16 protein-coding genes are annotated in these 19,410 nt (G+C 40.1%); 5 read left to right on the top strand and 11 right to left on the bottom strand.

What is annotated here, in order from left to right; translation table 11 throughout:
* Positions 1 to 25: 25 nt before the first annotated feature.
* Genes R8N23_RS05330 through rsmG form a run of 3 tightly spaced genes read left to right on the top strand, consistent with a single transcriptional unit; the run spans position 26 to position 2,387 of the window.
* Positions 26 to 1,120, top strand: a complete 1,095-nt coding sequence (locus R8N23_RS05330; RefSeq protein ID WP_318170531.1) for a glycosyltransferase — start codon at positions 26 to 28, stop codon at positions 1,118 to 1,120.
* Positions 1,108 to 1,719, top strand: coding sequence for an RNA polymerase sigma factor (locus R8N23_RS05325; protein WP_318170530.1), 612 nt, complete (start codon positions 1,108 to 1,110; stop codon positions 1,717 to 1,719). The genes R8N23_RS05330 and R8N23_RS05325 overlap by 13 nt, the downstream gene beginning before the upstream one ends.
* Positions 1,720 to 1,754: 35 nt before the next feature.
* The gene (gene rsmG, locus R8N23_RS05320; RefSeq protein WP_318170529.1) at positions 1,755 to 2,387 is read left to right on the top strand and encodes a 16S rRNA (guanine(527)-N(7))-methyltransferase RsmG; all 633 of its coding nucleotides are present in this window, start codon (positions 1,755 to 1,757) and stop codon (positions 2,385 to 2,387) included.
* Here the strand turns inward: rsmG and R8N23_RS05315 are convergent, their stop codons facing one another.
* The 5 genes from R8N23_RS05315 to R8N23_RS05295 form a co-directional block, all read right to left on the bottom strand.
* On the bottom strand, positions 2,388 to 2,798 hold the full coding sequence (locus tag R8N23_RS05315; protein WP_318170528.1) for a hypothetical protein: 411 nt from the start codon (positions 2,796 to 2,798) through the stop codon (positions 2,388 to 2,390).
* 70 nt (positions 2,799 to 2,868) lie between these two features.
* Positions 2,869 to 3,477: a short chain dehydrogenase gene (locus R8N23_RS05310; protein ID WP_318170527.1), complete on the bottom strand. Its 609-nt coding sequence runs from the start codon at positions 3,475 to 3,477 to the stop codon at positions 2,869 to 2,871.
* A 74-nt stretch (positions 3,478 to 3,551) separates the two neighbouring features.
* A complete protein-coding gene (locus R8N23_RS05305; RefSeq protein ID WP_318170526.1) occupies positions 3,552 to 4,841 on the bottom strand; it encodes a hypothetical protein in 1,290 nt (429 codons plus the stop codon).
* Between the two features lie 106 nt (positions 4,842 to 4,947).
* Entirely contained in the window at positions 4,948 to 5,841 is an 894-nt protein-coding gene (locus R8N23_RS05300; RefSeq protein WP_318170525.1) for a CPBP family intramembrane glutamic endopeptidase, read from the bottom strand.
* A gap of 15 nt (positions 5,842 to 5,856) precedes the next feature.
* A complete protein-coding gene (locus tag R8N23_RS05295; protein WP_318170524.1) occupies positions 5,857 to 6,216 on the bottom strand; it encodes a hypothetical protein in 360 nt (119 codons plus the stop codon).
* 147 nt (positions 6,217 to 6,363) lie between these two features.
* On the opposite strand from R8N23_RS05295, the gene R8N23_RS05290 reads away from it, so the two are divergent.
* Positions 6,364 to 6,873 carry a DUF4494 domain-containing protein gene (locus tag R8N23_RS05290; RefSeq protein WP_318170523.1) on the top strand — a complete coding sequence of 170 codons (510 nt, stop codon included), beginning with the start codon at positions 6,364 to 6,366 and terminating at the stop codon, positions 6,871 to 6,873.
* On the opposite strand, the gene R8N23_RS05285 is transcribed toward R8N23_RS05290, so the two are convergent.
* The 5 genes from R8N23_RS05285 to lon form a co-directional block, all read right to left on the bottom strand.
* A complete protein-coding gene (locus R8N23_RS05285) occupies positions 6,831 to 9,785 on the bottom strand; it encodes a two-component regulator propeller domain-containing protein (protein ID WP_318170522.1) in 2,955 nt (984 codons plus the stop codon). The two genes, R8N23_RS05290 and R8N23_RS05285, sit on opposite strands and share 43 nt — an antisense overlap.
* 120 nt (positions 9,786 to 9,905) lie before the next feature.
* Positions 9,906 to 10,793: a bestrophin family protein gene (locus tag R8N23_RS05280; RefSeq protein ID WP_318170521.1), complete on the bottom strand. Its 888-nt coding sequence runs from the start codon at positions 10,791 to 10,793 to the stop codon at positions 9,906 to 9,908.
* Between the two features lie 11 nt (positions 10,794 to 10,804).
* On the bottom strand, positions 10,805 to 12,199 hold the full coding sequence (gene hslU / locus R8N23_RS05275) for an ATP-dependent protease ATPase subunit HslU (protein WP_318170520.1): 1,395 nt from the start codon (positions 12,197 to 12,199) through the stop codon (positions 10,805 to 10,807).
* Between the two features lies 1 nt (position 12,200).
* Positions 12,201 to 13,208, bottom strand: coding sequence for a type IX secretion system protein PorQ (gene porQ, locus R8N23_RS05270; RefSeq protein ID WP_318170519.1), 1,008 nt, complete (start codon positions 13,206 to 13,208; stop codon positions 12,201 to 12,203).
* A gap of 32 nt (positions 13,209 to 13,240) precedes the next feature.
* Complete coding sequence (gene lon / locus R8N23_RS05265) at positions 13,241 to 15,712, bottom strand: endopeptidase La (RefSeq protein ID WP_318170518.1); 2,472 nt, start codon at positions 15,710 to 15,712, stop codon at positions 13,241 to 13,243.
* Positions 15,713 to 16,014: 302 nt separating this feature from the next.
* Between lon and R8N23_RS05260 the strand changes: the two genes are divergently transcribed.
* Positions 16,015 to 17,952 (top strand): OmpA family protein, encoded by a 1,938-nt coding sequence (locus tag R8N23_RS05260; RefSeq protein ID WP_318170517.1) that lies wholly within the window; start codon positions 16,015 to 16,017, stop codon positions 17,950 to 17,952.
* 36 nt (positions 17,953 to 17,988) lie between these two features.
* Here R8N23_RS05260 and R8N23_RS05255 read toward each other — a convergent pair whose 3' ends face one another.
* Positions 17,989 to 19,407 carry a S41 family peptidase gene (locus R8N23_RS05255; RefSeq protein ID WP_318170516.1) on the bottom strand — a complete coding sequence of 473 codons (1,419 nt, stop codon included), beginning with the start codon at positions 19,405 to 19,407 and terminating at the stop codon, positions 17,989 to 17,991.
* Positions 19,408 to 19,410: the final 3 nt, after the last annotated feature.

The raw sequence follows: 19,410 nt of genomic DNA, 5'->3' as shown, positions 1-19,410 counted from the left end.
CCACCAATTTCAAATAGGAGAATGCATGAGTGATATTGTATTGGCTGTGGTAGTGGGGTCATTGGTGATTTTGACAATTTATTGGCTGGTCATTTTGGTTAAAGTTCTGAGTTTCAAACCCAAAGCCAAAAGAGAACAACCCGTTTCTGTGATCGTATGTGCGCACAACGAACTCAAAAATCTAAAAGCATTAATTCCCGAATTGCTCAATCAAGAACACAATGATTTTGAGGTCATCATTGTTGACGACCGATCGGACGATGGCACGTACGACTATCTACTTGAAAACCAATCAGACAAACTCAAATTTGCCAGAGTAGATCAGGTTCATGATCACATCAATGCAAAGAAGTTCGCCCTTACTATGGGCATCAAGGCTGCTTCAAATGATATTTTATTATTGACTGACGCTGACTGCAAGCCATCATCCAAACAGTGGATTAAAGAAATGACGGGGCCTTTTACCAAGGATACCGATTTCGTAATAGGTTTGTCTCCCTATGAAAAAGGAAATGGCCTACTAGGTCATTTCATCCAGTTTGAGACACAATGGACCGCTATGAACTATGTCGGATTTGCATTGGCTGGAAATCCCTATATGGGAGTAGGTAGAAATCTTGCCTATCGAAAATCTGCTTTTCTAAACAATAAAGGCTTTAGCAAAATTCAACACATTACAGGAGGGGATGACGATCTACTCATCAACGAATTAGCTAACAAAAAAAATACAAGATTGGTACTTGGGTCCGAATCACTTACTTATTCCATTCCAAAAACATCTTGGGGCGATTATTTGAAACAAAAAACACGTCACTGGTCTGTAGGCAAATATTACCGATTGAAAGATAAGATTCTACTAGGCTTACAAAATGTCTCTAATCTAGTTTTTTGGTTGGCTTTGATTATTTTAGCCATACAAACCAATAACTATTTCATCCCTGCTGGATTGTTGATTTTCAGAATGTCATTTATAACCATTTTGATCAATTCGACATCCAAAAAGTTCGGCTACCGTATGAACATTTGGCTTGTACCCGTGATGGACATTTTGTACGCAGGATATGCATCTATTTTTGGCACGATTGCGTTATTCACTAAGAAGGTTAGATGGAAGAAATAAAAAAACAATTTTCAGATAAGGCGCTAAAAGATTTTAAACTCATTGATCATGCGGTAAATGAAGGTGACGAACAAGCTTTTGCAGAGCTCATGGAGCGATACAAAAGGCCTGTTTATCATATGATCTTGAAAATGATCCGGAATACGGATGACGCTGAAGATCTAACTATTGAAGCATTTGCAAAGGCCTTCAAAAATCTTCATAAGTTCAAAAAGGATTATACCTTCAGTACCTGGCTTTTCAGAATTGCCACTAATAACACCATCGACTTTATCAGAAAGAAAAAACTGAATACATTCAGTTTGAATACCTCTTTCACTGATGACGGTGGGGAAGCTGTTACTATTGATGTAGAAGACAAAAACAGAAATCCTCAGGACGAAGCTATTAATACCCAGAAAAAGGAATTGGTGCAGATGTTCGTGTCTAAACTTCCTCCAAAATACCAGCGACTAGTAAGATTGAGATATTTTGATGAATTATCTTACGACGAAATCGCTAAAACTTTGGATGCACCTCTTGGGACAGTAAAAGCTCAACTACACAGAGCCAGAGAATTGATGTACGACTTAGTTAAAGACAAAAAGAGACACATCTAATCTTTTTCAAGTGGCTATCTGAGTAGCTTTGCGTCATGAATGACAAAGAGGGAATCTTCAATTACTTTCCAGAGTTATCCAACCAACAAAAGGAGCAATTTGAAAAGCTCATGCCGCTCTATACGGAATGGAATGCGAAAATCAACGTTGTTTCAAGAAAGGATATTGAAGAACTATACATTCGTCATGTGCTGCACTCTTTGGGCATTGCCAAAGTACAATCCTTTAAGCCAAATGCTCAAATATTAGATATCGGAACCGGTGGTGGATTTCCAGGTATCCCGTTAGCCATTCTCTTTCCTGAGTCAGAATTTTTGTTGGTCGATAGTATCGGCAAGAAGATCAAAGTAGTGAATGAAATCGCGAAAGATCTTGGTCTTACCAATGTAAGAGGTGTTCATTCCAGAGCAGAAGATATTAGCGGTCAGTTTGATTTTATTGTAAGTCGAGCAGTCACACGCATGAAAGGCTTCTACGCTTGGACCAAAGGTAAAATAAAAAAGGAGTCCAATCATGAACTCCAAAATGGCATTTTATACTTAAAGGGTGGTGATCTAACCGAAGAATTGAGAGAATCAAAACTGAGATATAAAATCTATGAACTGCCCGATTATTTCAGCGAAGAGTTTTTCGACACTAAGAAAGTAGTGCATGTACCTCGTCAATGACTATATGTAGCCCCATTCATATTCAATAGTAAAAACTACATTTCCACCCATACTGTCGCCCTCTTCAATTATATAGTCAACAGATTCATCTTCCTGATATACTTCAAATTCCACTCTCCATCCGTTACCCGCTTCGCAAGTATGACAATTTGCATTAGTCAATCTGATTTCCACAATAGGGTCGATTTTGCCCTGAATAAAAGGATTTAAATCAAACTCAACTTCACCATCCAAATCACCTTCAGCAGCTGCCTGTCTAAACACTTTCTTTCCGTCAACAAAAACTTCGACCCAGTCGTCAACTTCGAAAAAAATAATCGAATTTCTTTTTGGCGCTTCCGCTCTTAACTGTAAGACTCCAAGGGTAAAAAAGGAAATAACTAGTGCGGTTTTATAGATAGCAGTTTTCATGGCTCAACATTCAGTTATGTTACAATTGCAATAGCTCTTCAAACACCATACCAAATAAATTCATGTAAGTCTAACAGTTGTCATAAATTCTTATGATCTCACCGTTGTTTTTGCCTTCCAGGCTTTTGATGTAACCATTTACCACTTTGCGCATAGGTATGGCATTATGACCAGGGAAATGATCCTGATATTTATCAATGGCATCCTCCACCAATCCAGAGGAAACCGCATTGATTCTAATCCCTTTTTCCATTTCCAATGCTGCCGCTCGGACAAAACTGTGAATTCCACCATTAACCATGGCTGCACTTGTAGTCAAATCCACTGGATGATCAGCTAGAATACCCGTAGTGAGCGTAAATGAACCATTAGGTTTGATGTATTCCATGCCTACACGGACTAAATTGACCTGCCCCATCAATTTGCTCCGTATCCCAACATAATAATCACCCTCTTTCATTTCTTTCATAGGAGCCCATTTGGCCTCACCCGCAATACTTATGACGGCGTCAAAATCGCCAACAGTTTCATATAACTCACGTATAGATTCAATATCAACTAAATCTACATTCACATTTCCTTTTGATCGGCTGGCTGTAATGATGTCATGTTTTTTGGCTAGGACGTCTACTACTCTACGCCCAATCGAACCGTGACCACCTACAATAATTATCTTCATACCATTTCTAAGTTAAAAACGAAAAAGTCAGATCATTCAATTAACCTGACTCGTAATTTATGAATTATCGTTAATTATTTCATTTCAGGCAACATTTCTTTGGGAGTCACCGGGCTGCTCAGCAAAACTCCTAACGGCTTCCAACGGTCCTCGAGCGTATTTGATTGAGATTCAATATACTCCTTCACCATATCCTTCCCATAGTTGTAGTTTACAATGTAGGTACGGTTTTGTTTGATAAATGGTCTCGAAGTAGTCGTTAAGGCAAAATCTTCTAGCCAATGGTCAATCTCAGCTTCACTCATGGTGCCGTTTATCATTCCTCTTGCTGCTTCATTTCTTGCATAGTTCAGTTGTTCTCTAATCTCTATGTACTCGAAATAAACAGAAGCGCCAGCAGTATCTAACCCAGCTAAAGGCATCAGCACCTCAGTGGCAAATCGGTCATATTCTTCCTCCGGAAACGCCATTTCAATACCATAATTGGCGCTACCCTCTGCAATCAAAGACTGGGGACTAAACAGTGGGTACATGGATATTTCCACCCAGCCTTTCTCGTTGTACAGGTTCTTTTCAAGCATCATGTTGTACACGTGATGACCAGGATATCCTTCATGACAAGCCAAATCAATCGCTCGATCAATACCCAAAGGGTTATCTGTATTGATTTGAATCAAACTGTTGTAATTACCCTGATACCAATTGTAACCGCCCCAAACTTTATCTTGGACGTATTCTAATGTAAAGGTTTCCTCCTTGGGTAAGTGAAACTTTTCGGATGTAATTCTCCTCGCCTCATTTATTGCCACCTGAAAAACAGTGTCCAACCGATCTTCAGGAATAACAAACTGATCGGTCAACATTTTCACCCGATCGCCGATCTCACCTTCTCCAGGCAATATGCGATCAAGCTTTTCTATCAAATTAATAAAGTGTGTAGAATCATAAGAAGGGATTTTCACTCCAAACAATTCTTCAGCTTCTTCATCGAAAGTGCCATACTCTTCAGAAAAAATTCTGATACGACGATCAAAAGCAGTCAACTGAGAAGCAATCCAATTGGCTCTCATCACTTCCTCATCTGTAGAAGTGGGCTCATTCGTCAATGTGTTCAAATCTGCCTTTAAAGCAGCTACTCTATTCCGAAACGTCTCTTTTGGAAATGAATCCAATACCTCTCCAGTATAAGCCAAGGAATCTGGTCCGTAGTAGGCATCTACAAATACAGGATCGTATTTCCCAATTTCTAGCGCGAGTCGTACATAATCAATCGCCAGATCATTTAAGTTTTTCTTCTTTTTAGTTGGCTCGCAAGAAGCCCAAAGTGCGCATACGGCAATAAGATAAATAGATATTCTTCTCATAGTTTGATACGGTTAATGAACGAATCCACAATAAGGCCATATCAACAGAGAAATGCAAGTTTATTTTGAGAATGGCAAGTATGATATAACGAACGGAGAATATTGGCTAGACTGTCACCTTGTCTTTGAGTATAGCCATATTCCAATCATACTTTTTCTTCAATACAAAAAAGAAAACAATACTCAATACAATCAGTGTAATGGTGTCTCGCATGGGGTTTATTTCCAATTGTTCCAAAATGGCAGGTGTCTGCAGAACTGAATCCTTATTGGTTAGGAAAAGTGCAAGAAATACATTGTTAGCTGCATGCGCACCCATGGCCAATTCAATCCCGTCGTCCAGTATCGCAATAAGACCAAACAAAAATCCGAAAGTGATGTATTGTGGCATCACTACCCAAAATCCATGCGCCTCCACTTCAGGGTTGAAAGCATGCAACAAGGCAAACACCAATCCTGGGACTAAAACAGCCACCCAACGGCTCTTCGTTAAGCCAACTATACCTTGGGCAAAGTATCCTCTTAGGATATACTCTTCAAAAGTCGTTTGAATAGGAATGAGCAGAATAGCAACTACCACCAATGGCAAAAACGAGGTCCAATTCAACTGAAAAATAAAATTTTCCGAATTGATCGAGTACTCGAACAACAAATAGATGACCATTAAAACCGACCAAACGCCCGCGGCATACCAAACCTTGGTCCATCTAAAATTATCCGATCCGTTAACCACCTGTTGAAACCCTCTGCGGTGCAACCACTTAATGAAAATATAGCAGAGTAAAAAGGATACCATAAAAGGCAGGATCATCAACACCAATCCAAAGTTCGGGTCCAAGCCCATCGCTACAAAATCTAAAGTCTGTGTACCTGACTGTCCAGCATAATATAAAAATGGAATAGCTCCCAGCAATTGACCCAAAACAAAACCCACGACAATAACTAGAATATATTTCCATGCTTGATTGTTGCCATCAAGCCCTTGTTCTAAAAATCTCATATTATTAAGATTGGTTTAACGCACAAGATACTCAAGTGCTTCCTTTTCTGAGTCAAAAGGCTTGAGCCCTTTTTTTCCAGCAAAAAGTCGGTTGAATACATTCAGCAGCACACGCTTACCTCCATTCACACCTACAATAGCCCCTTTGACCGTTAAATGACCTGTTTTTTCGCCCATGATTCCAGCTTGCCTCAGAAATCCTTTGGTAGCAAAAGCCTCTGAAATATTGGTTAAAGTAAGATACGGTTTGTTGTCTTCCAATATGGTTTTTTCTGCTTCCTTCAGGTAACCTATCATTTGTTGTTCTGATTGGCCTCGATAGTCCAAGTAGATAATTTCCTTTCCTTGAAAATTGATTTTTTGCAATCCTGGCATGTGTAATTCTGCTTCAATTAATTAAGATTTTCTAAAATAGAAAAATTCATTTTTCTACGCAATATCATTCGCTGTTTGGGTTGGAAACCAATGACGATTAGTCCTATTTTTGCCGCCTTTATTTTTTAAATCTAAAAAGCATAAAACATGAAAATCTGGTATCAGTGCAAAGCCAAATACGGCAAGGAAAACGAAGAAGGAATTATCAAACAAACTTCCGAACTGCATTTAGTGGATGCTGTTTCGTATACCGATGCTGAGTCCAGAATCTATGGCGCCATGGAAAGAACAGTCAGTGGAGAATTCCAGATCATGACTATTTCCAAAACCAACATTGGCGAAGTGATCAACTTTGAAGATGCTGACTACTGGTATAAGTGCAAAGTGCAATATTCGACAGTGGATGGCGACTCTGAGAAAGAGGTCAAAATCACTACCTACATCCTCACCAGTGCTGAAAGTGTGAAAGACGCTTATGAGAAGGTGGAGAAAAGTCTTGATAATATGCTTGTGCCATTCGAGATTTCGAGTATCACGAAAACTAATCTTGTAGAAGTGTTCCCAGAAATGGATGAAGAAGAGATTCCTGCCAACCTTACTCCTTTATCAGAGGTTCAGGATGAAGAATCGGAAGAGGAAGAGGAGTTGATAGATTGATTTAAGATTTCCTCTATTTCTTGGGCATCTACGAGGGTATCCTTTTTCAATCTTTGATTGATATCAAAAAGTACGGCATCTACATTTTCTACCTGCTCTTTGATTTTTTGAATATAATCTTCTTTTTCTTCAGGAGTCAAATTAAGATTCATGAGCTGAATCAGACCCTTGATATTGGCCACAGGAGCTCTCAGGTTATGCGCATTTAGAAAGGCGTAATCTGAGAGCTTCTTGTTTTTTACCACAAGCTCATTCGTACGCTCGATGACTGTCTTTTCCAAGTTTGCATTGAGCGCATTCAATGAATCATTAAAGGCATTGAGCTCTTCAGCCTGCATGGTTATGCGTTCGTTTTTCTCTTCCAACTCCTTGGTTCTTTTACTAACCAAACGCCGAAGTCTTACTTTTTGAGCCAACAAATAAGAGGTTCGTAGCCGCACAATAACCAAAACCATCAAAATGGCAAAGGCCGAAAATACAGCGTAAGCGGTTTTGGTATGCCACCATGGAGGATTAACCACAATATCCAACGTCCTAATCTGATCGCTCCAAACACCAGAGTTGTTGGTTGCCTTCACCATGAACTTGTAATTTCCAGCAGGCAGGTTTGTATAGGTAGCTGTTCTGGCTGTACCCACTACGTTCCAATCCGGATCGAAGCCTTCTAGTTTATACTGATAATTATTCTTTTTCGGAAACTGAAATTCATCAGCAGCGAATTCTATAGAAAAGATAAATTGATCGTAATCTAACTCGAGGTAATCGATCTGATTGATTTCTTTAGTTAAAGGTCCATCCCTATTAATCCGTATCGGCCGGTTGAAAAGTAGAAATTTAGTAAAAAGAATATCGGGTTGGTAGTGATTGGGTTGCACCCTATTAGGGTCGAACTGATTCAATCCATTTATCCCTCCCATATATATCAAGCCCTCTTGGCTCATGATGGACGAATTGTAGTTAAATTCCTTACCTTGTAGTCCATCGGATTGATTAAAGTTTGTAGTGGCACCTGATTTTGGGTCAAATCTACATACCCCATTATTGGTGCTGATCCAAAAGTAACCGTTTTCATCTTCTACTATTCCCTTGATGACATTATTTGGCAGACCATCCGATTCAAAATATTTGGTAAATGTCTCACTTTCTTTATTGAATTTATTCAAACCATAGGCAGTTCCAATCCAAATTTCACCCATACTACTTTCGAAAAAATATCTGATTTCATCGTGGCTCAACTGATGGGGTCCGGGCATGGCATTGGAATAGCCCCAGGATTGATTGGTCTTTGTATCCAACACGTTTACACCATAACCCATGGTACCAATCCATAAGACCCCTTCGGAATCCATGAGGAGCGCAGAAATATTGATACTTGACAAGGTTGAATCCCTATCCAATTCGATCTCAACTTTTTCAATTTGACCAGAAGCAGCTTGATACTTATTCAGTCCACCACCTAGCGTTCCTATCCAAATCTCCCCTAAATCCCCTTCTTCCAAAGCCCAAACATTATTATTGTTGAGCCCCGAATTGTCTATGGTAAAGTGTTCAAACTTGGTGCTACCCCTCCTGAGTAAATCCAGCCCATGATTGTAAGTTCCTGCCCAAAGGTTGCCATCAGAATCAAAGAGTAAAGACTTGATCACATCGGTACCAATAGATCGATCATCACTACCGTCATTTCTGATGTGTCGAAAACTTTCATTTCGAGGATCAAAAACATTAATACCCCCTCCATCTGTTCCTAGCCAGATAAACCCGTCCTCACCTTCAGATATAGCCAATACGGAATTATTAGATAGAGAATTTTTATCAGTATAATTTCGAGTATAATGTTTGAAGTTGCTGTTGTTGCTATTGAGTAAAAACACACCATGCCCATATGAACCGAACCAAAGATTTTGGTGGTCATCTTCATATATTTCATACACCTTTTCGATTTGATCCGGTTCAAAATTTGAATTTTGCAATGCCTTTACGAATACCTCAGCTTCAGGGTCAAATATTTGAAAACCAAAACCGTCCATGCCTATCCAAAAATTTCCATTCTGATCGATCAATAGACTGCGGATATAATTATTAGCCAAGGAATTTGGATCGTTTGGGTCGGCCTCATACAGCTGCATGCGGGTGTCGGAGGCATGATATCGCAACAAACCTTTCCCGTCTACTGAAATCCAAATTGTCCCCTTTTCATCCAGAATCATATTAGTTACTTTCCCTTTTGGCAAACCCAACTGACCCGGAGAAATGGATCGCAACAAATGACCATCTAAATCATAAATGGAAATACCATCACTGGTTCCTACCCATATCTCACGATCCATACTCTCCAATAGCGAATAAACCTTATAAGAGATTACCTCCTCCTCAATTTTTTGATTGGCAAACATTCTTTTGAAAGTTTGTGTTTCAGGATGAAAAATATTCACCCCCCAACTTGTACCTATCCATAATTTTCCATTGGAATCTTCCAGAATGGCGTTCACTGTATTGTCACTGATCGTGCTAGTATCATTAGCCTCGTGCTGATAAGACACAAATTGATCTAGTTCCTTTTTGTATAAGCAAAGACCACCCTGGTTTGTCCCTACCCAAAGTCTTCCTTTGGAGTCTTCTTTTACACACCAAACACTATTATCCGAAATACTGGTAGAGTCTTCCTTGCGATGACTAAAAACGTTAAATGTATACCCATCAAAACGATTCAGTCCATCTTCACTGACGATCCATAGGAATCCATCGGTGTCTTTCATGATTTGATAGATATTCCCTTGAGATAAGCCCGTCTCAGTAGAAAATTGATTGAGAATATATTGCTCTTTGGAGGAGTGTTTTTGAGCATGCAGATTTTGAATAAGACAAAGGCCTATTGTTTGAAATAAAACAAACTTCAATAGCTTCTTAAACATGCTGCAAGGGTTAGACTATAAATATAATCATTCTCGGCTCAAAGTATAAAAACTTAGAAAAGTCTGCTATCAAGACACAAATGAAGCATAATCACCCAGACATTGCTCCAGATATTTATCCTACATCACATAAAACTCTCCATTTTTAGGAGCTTCAGGAAGATCTGTATTGCCCACCAGCTGCCGAATATTTGTGTGAATGGTTGTAGCAATAAGTGTAACTGGAATATCAGTGGGTCTATTTTCAAAAGGATCCTGAAGAAAATAGGCCGTTTTTTCTAGGAGAAAAAATGGAGCAGTGATTAACATCAAGAGTGGTATGTCCCCATAACCTTCTGTTTCGGCCAGAGTAATAGAAAGCAAAATCACGAATATGTAAATAAACCAGCGTAAGAATAGGCGATAGGTAGTCGGAAAAACGGTGTTTTTTATTCGCTCTGCTTTTCCCATAGATTCACACAATCGAACGATGGTCTCATCTAATTGCATTTGCTGGTAGTCATTAATAACTCCAGCCTGATGTAAGGAGGCAATATCTAGGGAGTGAAAATCCAACAAACCCAATGGCACATTTTTATGTTTCGTAACCTGTTCGAGTTCTTCGGAGGTCAAAAAAGACTCCAATCCCACAATCGGAGATAGCTTGCGCAGCGACTGACCCAAAGAATAACACCAAGCGATCTGCCGCTCGGCCATTCTATTTACAATAGAGACCTCATTGCCTTTGGTGAAGCTGCGCAGCTGCAACACTAGTGTTCTCGAATCATTGACAATAGCCCCCCAAATTTTTCGGGCTTCCCACCAACGATCGTAAGACTGACTCAATTTGAAAGCAATAACCAAAGAAATGGATGTACCCACCAAACCCGTAATATTTGGGGGAATATCCGCAATATCATAGTAGCGATAGCACACAACCGTGACCAAGGCCACGCAGAACACAAAGAATATATCTTTTTTGGTGCTCTTAAAAATATACTTGAGTGGGATTTTGGTGGTAAGTAGCATACGGTAGCAACTTACAAAATAAATTGACTCAAATCCTTATTTTCTACCATTCCATCAAGCTTCTCCTGAACTTTTGCTTTGTCAATGACAATTTTCGCATTGGGTCCAATTTTATCAGGAATGTCGAAAAGAATATCGTTGAGCAAACGACTCATTACGGTATGTAACCTTCTTGCGCCAATATTTTCAATTTCCGCGTTGATATTGAACGCAATGGAAGCGATCTCTTCTATGGCCTCTTCGTTAAAGGTGATATCTACATCCTCAGAGCCTATTAAAGCCGTGTATTGCTTCGTTAGTGCATTCTTTGGTTCACTCAATATTCTCACAAAATCTCCCTTCGTGAGGTTCTCAAGTTCTACTCTAATGGGGAACCGCCCTTGAAGTTCTGGAATAAGATCCGAAGGTTTAGCAAAGTGGAACGCTCCAGCTGCTATAAATAGTATATGGTCTGTGTTGATCACCCCATATTTGGTATTTACGGCGCTACCCTCCACTATGGGTAGCAGATCTCGCTGCACACCCTCTCTGCTCACATCTGGGCCACCTTTCTTGGAAGCTCCTACAGCTATTTTGTCGACTTCATCGATGAAGATAATTCCAGTATTTTCTGCCTTTTCAATCGCTTCTTCTTTCACCTCATCCATGTCGATCAGTCGTGAAGACTCCTCTTCCATGAGCAACTTTCTAGCGTCGGCAATAGTTACCTTTCTTTTCTTGGATTTCTTAGGCATCATTTGCCCAATCATTTCTTGAATATTCATCATAGAGGTCTCATCCATACCTCCACCTCCTATCATGCCAATACCACCAGAAGAATTCTGGCTGACACTGATATCAATCTTACGGTCTTCGAGTTCTCCGTTTCTGATTTTCTCTCTGAAGCGTTCACGTGTTTTTTCATTAAGTTCAGCATCATCTACAGGTATGGTCGGCATCCCATCAGCATTTGTAGTCATCGTAGAAGGTGTCTTTTTTACCGGAGGAATCAGGGCATCCAAAATAATGCTCTCCACAATCTCTTCGGCTTTTTCCTTCACCTTTTCCTTCTGTGCATGCTTTACTAAGCTCACGGACTGCTCTACCAAATCACGAACCATGCTTTCCACATCACGTCCTACATAGCCGACCTCTGTGAATTTAGATGCCTCCACTTTTACAAATGGCGCATCCGCTACTTTGGCCAGTCTCCGAGCAATCTCCGTTTTACCCACACCAGTTGCTCCTATCATCAAAATGTTGTTCGGGACGATTTCACCCTGAATTTCGGTTTTCACATTCATCCTTCTCCAGCGATTTCTAAGTGCAATGGCCACATTTCGCTTAGCATCATTTTGCCCGATAATATATTTATCTAATTCGGCTACTATCTGCTTTGGGGTGAGATATTGATCTTTATTTAACATTTTATATGATTGACTTTTTCTTAAATACTCTATTCAAATTACTCGTAAGGGTGAAATAACTTCTCCCACTATCCACATGATACGTGGTAAACGTATAAGAAAGCTCAAAAGCTTTAATCCTTGCCATCAGGCCCATAGACATCCCAGACAATCCTGATTTTTCAGACAAACTCAACTCCTTTCTTACCTGATGATTATATCCCAGTCGAATATTAAAATTACGGCTGAACAGTATTTCTGTTCCAATATTCAAATGGCGGAATACCCGATCTCCAATTCCAGGCTTTTCTTCGTCCAGATTTTCATCGTAATAATTTTCATTTGGATTGAGCAGGTTGAATCCAGTAAACGAGAATCTAAATGGCATGTGCTCTGGTTTAAACGTTAGACCAATTTGCAAATCAGTGGGCAACGATGAGTCTGCGGTGTCCGAATATTCAGACATGACGAAGCCAAGGTTTTTAAACAAAACAGAAACCATGAATTCTTTCTCTGGATGAATAAATGCTCCACCAATATCCATGGCTAATACCGAACTGTTGTAAGTGTATATGCCAGAATAAACATATTTCAAATTGGCCCCCAATTTAAAAACACTCAGCTGATGACTGTGAGAAACAACCACTGCAGTCTCGCTAGCGTCAAAACTGCCTACCGAATTTCCAGATGCATCATAACTATCGATAGAACCATAGCCCAAGTGTTGGATTCCTACTCCAAATGTACCGGCCTTTTCAAAGGTCTTAGCATAGGCCAATGTATTGTACTTTACGTCAGCATAAAACCCCAAATGACTCCAAGAAACATGATTATCATTGGCAGAGTCTAGCAGTGCAGGATTGGTTAAAAAAAGATTAACATCCTCATCCGTAGATGAACTAATCACTCCCCCTAAACCAGCCACTCGTGCGCCAATAGGCAGGTTCAAAAATTGAAACGAATTGTCCAACTGAGCAAACAAAAAACCTGCTTGAATCCATAATAAAAAGATAAAAGCAGGTTTTTTCATATTCATATTCTTAAGTAGAAGAGAGACTTTGATTAGGCCTTTTGCTCAACAGTAACTAATTCCATGGCATTCGGCACTTTCTGCGTCAATAAGGCCACCTCCAATACTTCTTCTACGGTTTCTGCAAAGTGAAACTTCAGATCCTTAACGTATCTATCATCTATTTCATCAATATCCTTCTTGTTCTTTTGGCAAAGGATAATCTCTTTAATACCGGCTCTTTTTGCAGCGAGAATCTTCTCCTTAATGCCTCCAACAGGAAGTACCTTTCCACGCAGTGTAATTTCACCAGTCATGGCCAACTTCTGCTTTACTTTTCGTTGTGTAAACACGGAAGCCAATGAAGTAAGCATTGTGATACCAGCTGACGGACCATCCTTAGGTACAGCTCCAGCGGGCACGTGTATATGCAAATCATAATTATCGAACACACGATAATCCAACCCTAGCTTCTCAGCATTTGACTTCAGATAAGACAAAGCCGTCATCGCAGATTCTTTCATTACATCACCTAGTTGACCAGAAAGAGTCAATTTTCCTTTTCCTCTGCTCAAACTAGATTCTATGAATAAGATTTCTCCTCCTACCGAAGTCCAAGCCAATCCGGTTACTACACCCGCATGTTTGTTGTCCTGGTAAAGCTCTTTGTCGAATACCTCTGCACCAAGAATCCTTCTGATTTCGTCTGGAGTTACTTTCTTTTGATACTCCTCCTCCATTGCGATGGACTTGGCTGCGTCTCGTACTACTGCGCCCACTTTTCGCTCTAAGTTTCTAACACCTGATTCGCGAGTATAATCATCCACCAGTTTCGAGAAAGCCTTTTTATCCATGGATAATTGGTTTGACTTCAAACCATGCTCTTCCAACTGCTTTGGTAGCAAATGCTTCTTGGCGATTTGAATCTTTTCTTCTAAAGTATATCCTGTAATCTCGATGATTTCCATTCTATCTCGCAAGGCTGGTTGAATGGTATCCAAAGAGTTAGCAGTAGCTATAAAAAGGACTTTTGACAAATCGTATTCTACCTCAAGGAAATTATCCTTGAACGCCTCATTCTGCTCAGGATCCAATACTTCAAGCAAAGCAGAAGATGGGTCTCCTCTAAAGTCAGAAGACACCTTATCAATTTCATCCAATACAAATACCGGGTTGGAATATTTAGCCTTATTAATGTTTTGAATCACCTTACCTGGCATGGCGCCAATGTAGGTTTTTCTGTGCCCTCGAATCTCAGCTTCATCGTGTACACCACCAAGAGACATCCTCACGTACTCTCTATTCAAGGCTTTGGCAATGGATTTACCCAAAGAGGTTTTACCAACACCAGGAGGGCCAAACAAACACAAAATCGGTCCCTTCAGATCGTTCTTCAACTTGCGTACGGCTAAATACTCAATGATACGGTCCTTTACTTTTTCAAGACCGAAGTGGTCTTGATCCAATATTTTTTTGGCGCGTTTGAGATCAAAATTGTCTTCTGAAATATCATTCCATGGCAGTTCTACCAACAGCTCGGCGTAGTTCATAGCGACTGGATACTCAGCAGCCATTGGATTCATTCGCTCAATCTTGCCTAACTCTTTATCGAAATGTTGCGCCACTTCCTCCGGCCAGTTTTTCTTCAGGCCCTTGGATCTCAGTTCCTCTAACTCCTGCTCTGCTCCGCCTTGACCTAGCTCATCTTGCAACACCTTCATTTGCTGTCGCAAATAATAATCTCTTTGCTGCTGGTCGATATCGGTATTCACTTTGTCATGAATTTCATGCTTGAGCTCCAGCACCTGAATATCCTTGAGCATGTATTTCAAAAGCGCCTCCGCTCTTTTGTTGCCGTCGTTGATCTCAAGCAACTTCTGCTTATCCTTAACTTCTGTGTTAATGTTAGAGCATAAGAAGTGAGTCAAAAACTTGAAACTATTGATGTTTTCCAAGGCCGCCTGTGCCTCCTTCGGAATTTCAGGATTCAGTTTTAATATCTTCTTCGCTGCATCTTTCAGAGAATAAATGATGGCAACTGTTTCTTTATTTTCATCTTCAATGAAGTTTTCCGTCAGCAAATCCACTTTGGCCGTGAGGTAAGGATTCTCCTGCACCACCTGTTTGATCTCCATTCGACTTTTGCCTTGAATGATAATGGTGGTGTTTCCATCAGGCAAAACCAACATCTTCAATATTTTGGCAACAGTACCAACTTTATATATCTCTTTTTCCCCTGGGTCTTCTGCGCTGGCGTTCATCTGAGCGGCCACACCTATGATCTTATTCGTTCGATAGGCTTTCTTTACCAACCGGATGGATTTTGATCTCCCTACCGTAATTGGAATAACTACTCCTGGAAATAAAACCGCATTTTTTAAAGGTAAAATAGGTAGCTCTTCGGGTAGATCCGCCGGATCCAATTCATCATCTTCTCCAGTTAAATCCAGCGGTATGAGTTCTTCCGCATCTTCACTTGCCAACTCCGAAAAAAGATAAGAATTATAAAAATTATTCAACTCCATAAACTATTCGCTCCAATGCTGTCATATTGGCACAATTGCACTTCAACAGCTGGTCTATTTTTTAGACGTACTATAATTACAATCGGTATGCCAAACTAACTATATTTAATTGTGGCTTTCATTCGTTATCAATGTTGCCTGTACTAAATTTGAAAAACCTGACGCGATCCTAATCAAACTTAAGATAGCTGATGTGCATGTAACGAAAAAAGGAATTTTAATTGATTAAATTTTTATCCCAAAATATCTTCTTGCTACTGAGTGTTCTGGTCCTGACCTATACATCGTCAAATGCTCAGCTATTGGGTAAAAAAAAGGAAAGCAGCGCCCTTTTGCAGATCGACACCTTAGGTACGGAAGGTGAGTTCAGTATTTACAACTTCAAAAACATCAATGTTGTCAACGAATACTATGACAAATCGAAATTGAACCACATCAAAAAATTGGAGTCGGAAAAAAATTGGGCCGAACTCTATCCAGCACTTCAACATTATGTCATGCAATTTGGCATCAGAAATTTTTATGTGGACACCTACTGGATTTGGCGACTGGCCAAATTGACAGAAGTATATGGCACAGAAGAAGAAGCTCGCGCACTTTACAAATTAGTACTCAGACACCATCATCAAAGTATCGACATCCGGGAAATCGAATTATACTATGATTCACTCAATACCCAAGAGACTGACAATTTTGTTCCGCTAGATTACTACTACAAGCTGGTGGAACATAGAAAAGCTATTGATACCATTCGTCCCCCACGAGGCGTATTGCTAAACATGGGAAGGAAGATAAACTCAAGACATGCAGACTATGCCCCTACTTTGGGCATGGGCAATCAAGTAATGATTTTTACCTCCAAGAGGAATGAACGCTTTCAGGGATTGACTTATAGAAAAAATGAAGATCTCTTCATCTCAGTGAAGAACGATGGCTATTGGGAGCTGAGTACAGACTTAAAAGAAATCAATACACAGTACAATGAAGGGTCGGCATGTATCTCCAAGGACGGTAAGACACTTTTCTTCTCAAGGTGCGACTCTCCCGGATCCATGGGCAATTGTGACATCTTTATTGCTAAACTGAATGCAGACAGTGTTTGGACTGATATTGAAAATATTGGCTTTACTGTGAATAGTGTCAGTTGGGATTCCCACCCGAGCTTATCTCACACGGAAGACACCCTTTATTTCGCCTCCGACAGGATCGGCGGTTTTGGCTTGTCAGACATCTATTTCACCTACAAAAATGACAAGAATGAATGGATGCCGGCTCAGAACCTTGGGCCAGTAGTGAACACAAGGAAAAATGAAGTAAGCCCATTCTACCACCCTAATCATGAAGTTTTATTTTTCAGCTCTAACGGACAGCTATTCAAGTTTGGGGAGTTTGACATTTACAAAACCTATCACGAAAACAATCAATGGAGTGAACCAATCAATATTGGTCCTTTGGTGAATGGGAGGGGTAGTGAATTCTACTTTTCTATTGATTCGGAATCCAAAGATTTGTTCTATTCCAGATCTGCTACGCATGATCTGAATATGTTGGATCTGTATTCTTTTCCACTTCCGATGGAAGCACAGCCAGATGCATTAACCAAAATATCTGGTTCATTGACAGACTCCTTGACGGGAAAGCCATTTACGGGTATTGTGTCTGTGATAGATTTGGATGAAGGCACAGCGGTGGCACCTAAGTACTTACGGCCTGACGGTAGTTTTGAATTTGATTTGATCAATCATAGGAACTACTTGCTTATCATTCAGGGGGATGAATTCTTTAGAATAGAAGAGATGTTCTATCTGGATGGACCCGTTCAATTCCATGAAGTCACCGAACCGATTGCGAGTAAGGTTAAATTCGAATCCATTGAATTTGATGCCGGTCAAGCCAATTTGAAAGTGGAAATGTATGGCGACTTGAATAAGATCATCAACTTCATGTATGACAATCCCGATTTCTATCTGCGGATTTCAGGCCACACGGACAAATACGGATCGGACGATCTGAATCTGCAACTATCCAAAGATCGTGCGCAAACCATTAGAGATTATGTGGTCATTTTTGGTGGCGTAGGGTCTAATCGAGTCGAATTCAACGGCTACGGAAGTTCACAACCTATTGTGGAAGAAGTGACCGAGGAAGATCGCAAGCTTAACCGAAGGGTTGAATTTGAAATCTATCGACCTGCTATCAAAGTAGAACAAGATATTGACAGTCAGTTCGACGATCAATAGGTTTATCCAATCTGGATTCAACTCCAGAACAAACTGCTACTGTTCATTTTGGATGAGTTGGTAAACAAAATCCAGCTCAGGCTCTCTCCCTGACAATACATCTTCATTGCTTCTATCCACAACAAAATCCGGAATCACTCCACGCCTTGGGTTTTGATTTTCTGAATCTATTTCAAGTCGCCAAACTGGATAAGAAACAAATACGTTTGAAAAAGGCAAGTTGAACTTAACTCTCCATCTTCCATCCAAATCTTGGGAAGCACCTCCAGACTCTTGTCCTATGATGATCCCCAGATCATGGGATTTTGCCAGTGACAATAAGATATTGGTGGCTGACCTAGACCTGCCGCTGGCAATGAAGTAAACATTTCCAGTAAATCGATGTTCTTGCTTGGGTTCAAAAGTCTTTAGAATATCTCCTTTCTTCAAAACATAGATAGAGTCGCAGTCGATGAAATCATTATTTGAAAACTTGGGCCTGGACGAATTCGGGAGGCGGTTGATACAACTATAGTCGAGCGTTTTCGCACTTACCTGTCTATAAAGCCGAAAAGGCTGATCTATGAAGTACGTCAAAAATTCTGCGCCGATCATTTCCTCCCCTCCCCGATTATTCGAAACATCAATAATGAGGTGCTTAATATTCTTTTCTTCTAATTCAGTAAAGCAGTTTTCAAAAAACTCCTGATAATCCTCTTGTTTTTTACCCACTACCCAATAAGCAAAAGTCGAAATAGTCAGTTGAGCCATACTTTTACTTTCGTCTATTTTCAGAGAAAATGGCGGCTTGGGCTCATCAGGAAACTGAGGGTATTCACCTTTCAAACCCTTCTTGCTGCCGGCTAGCGTTTCGCTCTGCAATTTTTCATCTGATCCATAAACTAATTCAAAGGATTCGGCTTTACTCACAAAAAAATAATAGGCAAAAGCGAAGTTGTTGAAGCCAGAGAGCTCTTTGTAGATCGCTGAATTGTTGTAGCCAGTATTCAACAGAGAAAAAGTCTCCAATGTTTGAACCAACGATTTCACAGATTGCCCATTGATACTTACTATTTCCTGGCCCACCAAATGCGCATAAGATTCCTCTCTTGACCCAGTGATTAGCATTTTGCTTTCTGTTATCCAAACCTGCAGAGGAAACAACTTAGCAGAAGTGGCTTTTCTCATTAGCTGATTAGGAACGCCAAGAAAAGAATGACTTTCGCGAATCATGGTATGAACAAGATGTAAAGCTCGGAAAAACTCCCACTCGGTAGTTTCACTGTCTATGGTACTTTCTACCGAATCTAATACGGCATCAAATTGTTTTTGAGGTGTAAATCGATACAGCGAGGGGTGTGTTTCTAAGAGGGCTTTTTTATAAATCTGAAAATCTTCTTGATAACTGCTAGACTTCTGAGCAGAAACCCGAATTGACAGGACTACACCAATAAAAATCACAAACAATCTCACCATTGA

Origin of the sequence: Reichenbachiella sp. (genome assembly GCF_033344935.1) — a bacterium.
GTDB lineage: Bacteria > Bacteroidota > Bacteroidia > Cytophagales > Cyclobacteriaceae > Reichenbachiella.
The sequence above is the reverse complement of the archived record's forward strand: the minus strand, read 5'-3'. Positions and strand labels throughout refer to the sequence as shown.

Excerpts from the sequence above, each read along its gene's own strand:
- R8N23_RS05305 (WP_318170526.1), bottom strand. The coding sequence starts at position 4,841 with ATGAGAAGAATATCTATTTATCTTATTGCCGTATGCGCACTTTGGGCT.
- R8N23_RS05290 (WP_318170523.1), top strand. The coding sequence starts at position 6,364 with ATGAAAATCTGGTATCAGTGCAAAGCCAAATACGGCAAGGAAAACGAA.
- R8N23_RS05280 (WP_318170521.1), bottom strand. The coding sequence starts at position 10,793 with ATGCTACTTACCACCAAAATCCCACTCAAGTATATTTTTAAGAGCACC.
- R8N23_RS05315 (WP_318170528.1), bottom strand. The coding sequence starts at position 2,798 with ATGAAAACTGCTATCTATAAAACCGCACTAGTTATTTCCTTTTTTACC.
- R8N23_RS05310 (WP_318170527.1), bottom strand. The coding sequence starts at position 3,477 with ATGAAGATAATTATTGTAGGTGGTCACGGTTCGATTGGGCGTAGAGTA.
- R8N23_RS05300 (WP_318170525.1), bottom strand. The coding sequence starts at position 5,841 with ATGAGATTTTTAGAACAAGGGCTTGATGGCAACAATCAAGCATGGAAA.
- lon (WP_318170518.1), bottom strand. The coding sequence starts at position 15,712 with ATGGAGTTGAATAATTTTTATAATTCTTATCTTTTTTCGGAGTTGGCA.
- R8N23_RS05295 (WP_318170524.1), bottom strand. The coding sequence starts at position 6,216 with ATGCCAGGATTGCAAAAAATCAATTTTCAAGGAAAGGAAATTATCTAC.
- R8N23_RS05285 (WP_318170522.1), bottom strand. The coding sequence starts at position 9,785 with ATGTTTAAGAAGCTATTGAAGTTTGTTTTATTTCAAACAATAGGCCTT.
- porQ (WP_318170519.1), bottom strand. The coding sequence starts at position 13,208 with ATGAAAAAACCTGCTTTTATCTTTTTATTATGGATTCAAGCAGGTTTT.
- rsmG (WP_318170529.1), top strand. The coding sequence starts at position 1,755 with ATGAATGACAAAGAGGGAATCTTCAATTACTTTCCAGAGTTATCCAAC.
- R8N23_RS05330 (WP_318170531.1), top strand. The coding sequence starts at position 26 with ATGAGTGATATTGTATTGGCTGTGGTAGTGGGGTCATTGGTGATTTTG.
- R8N23_RS05325 (WP_318170530.1), top strand. The coding sequence starts at position 1,108 with ATGGAAGAAATAAAAAAACAATTTTCAGATAAGGCGCTAAAAGATTTT.
- R8N23_RS05255 (WP_318170516.1), bottom strand. The coding sequence starts at position 19,407 with ATGGTGAGATTGTTTGTGATTTTTATTGGTGTAGTCCTGTCAATTCGG.
- hslU (WP_318170520.1), bottom strand. The coding sequence starts at position 12,199 with ATGTTAAATAAAGATCAATATCTCACCCCAAAGCAGATAGTAGCCGAA.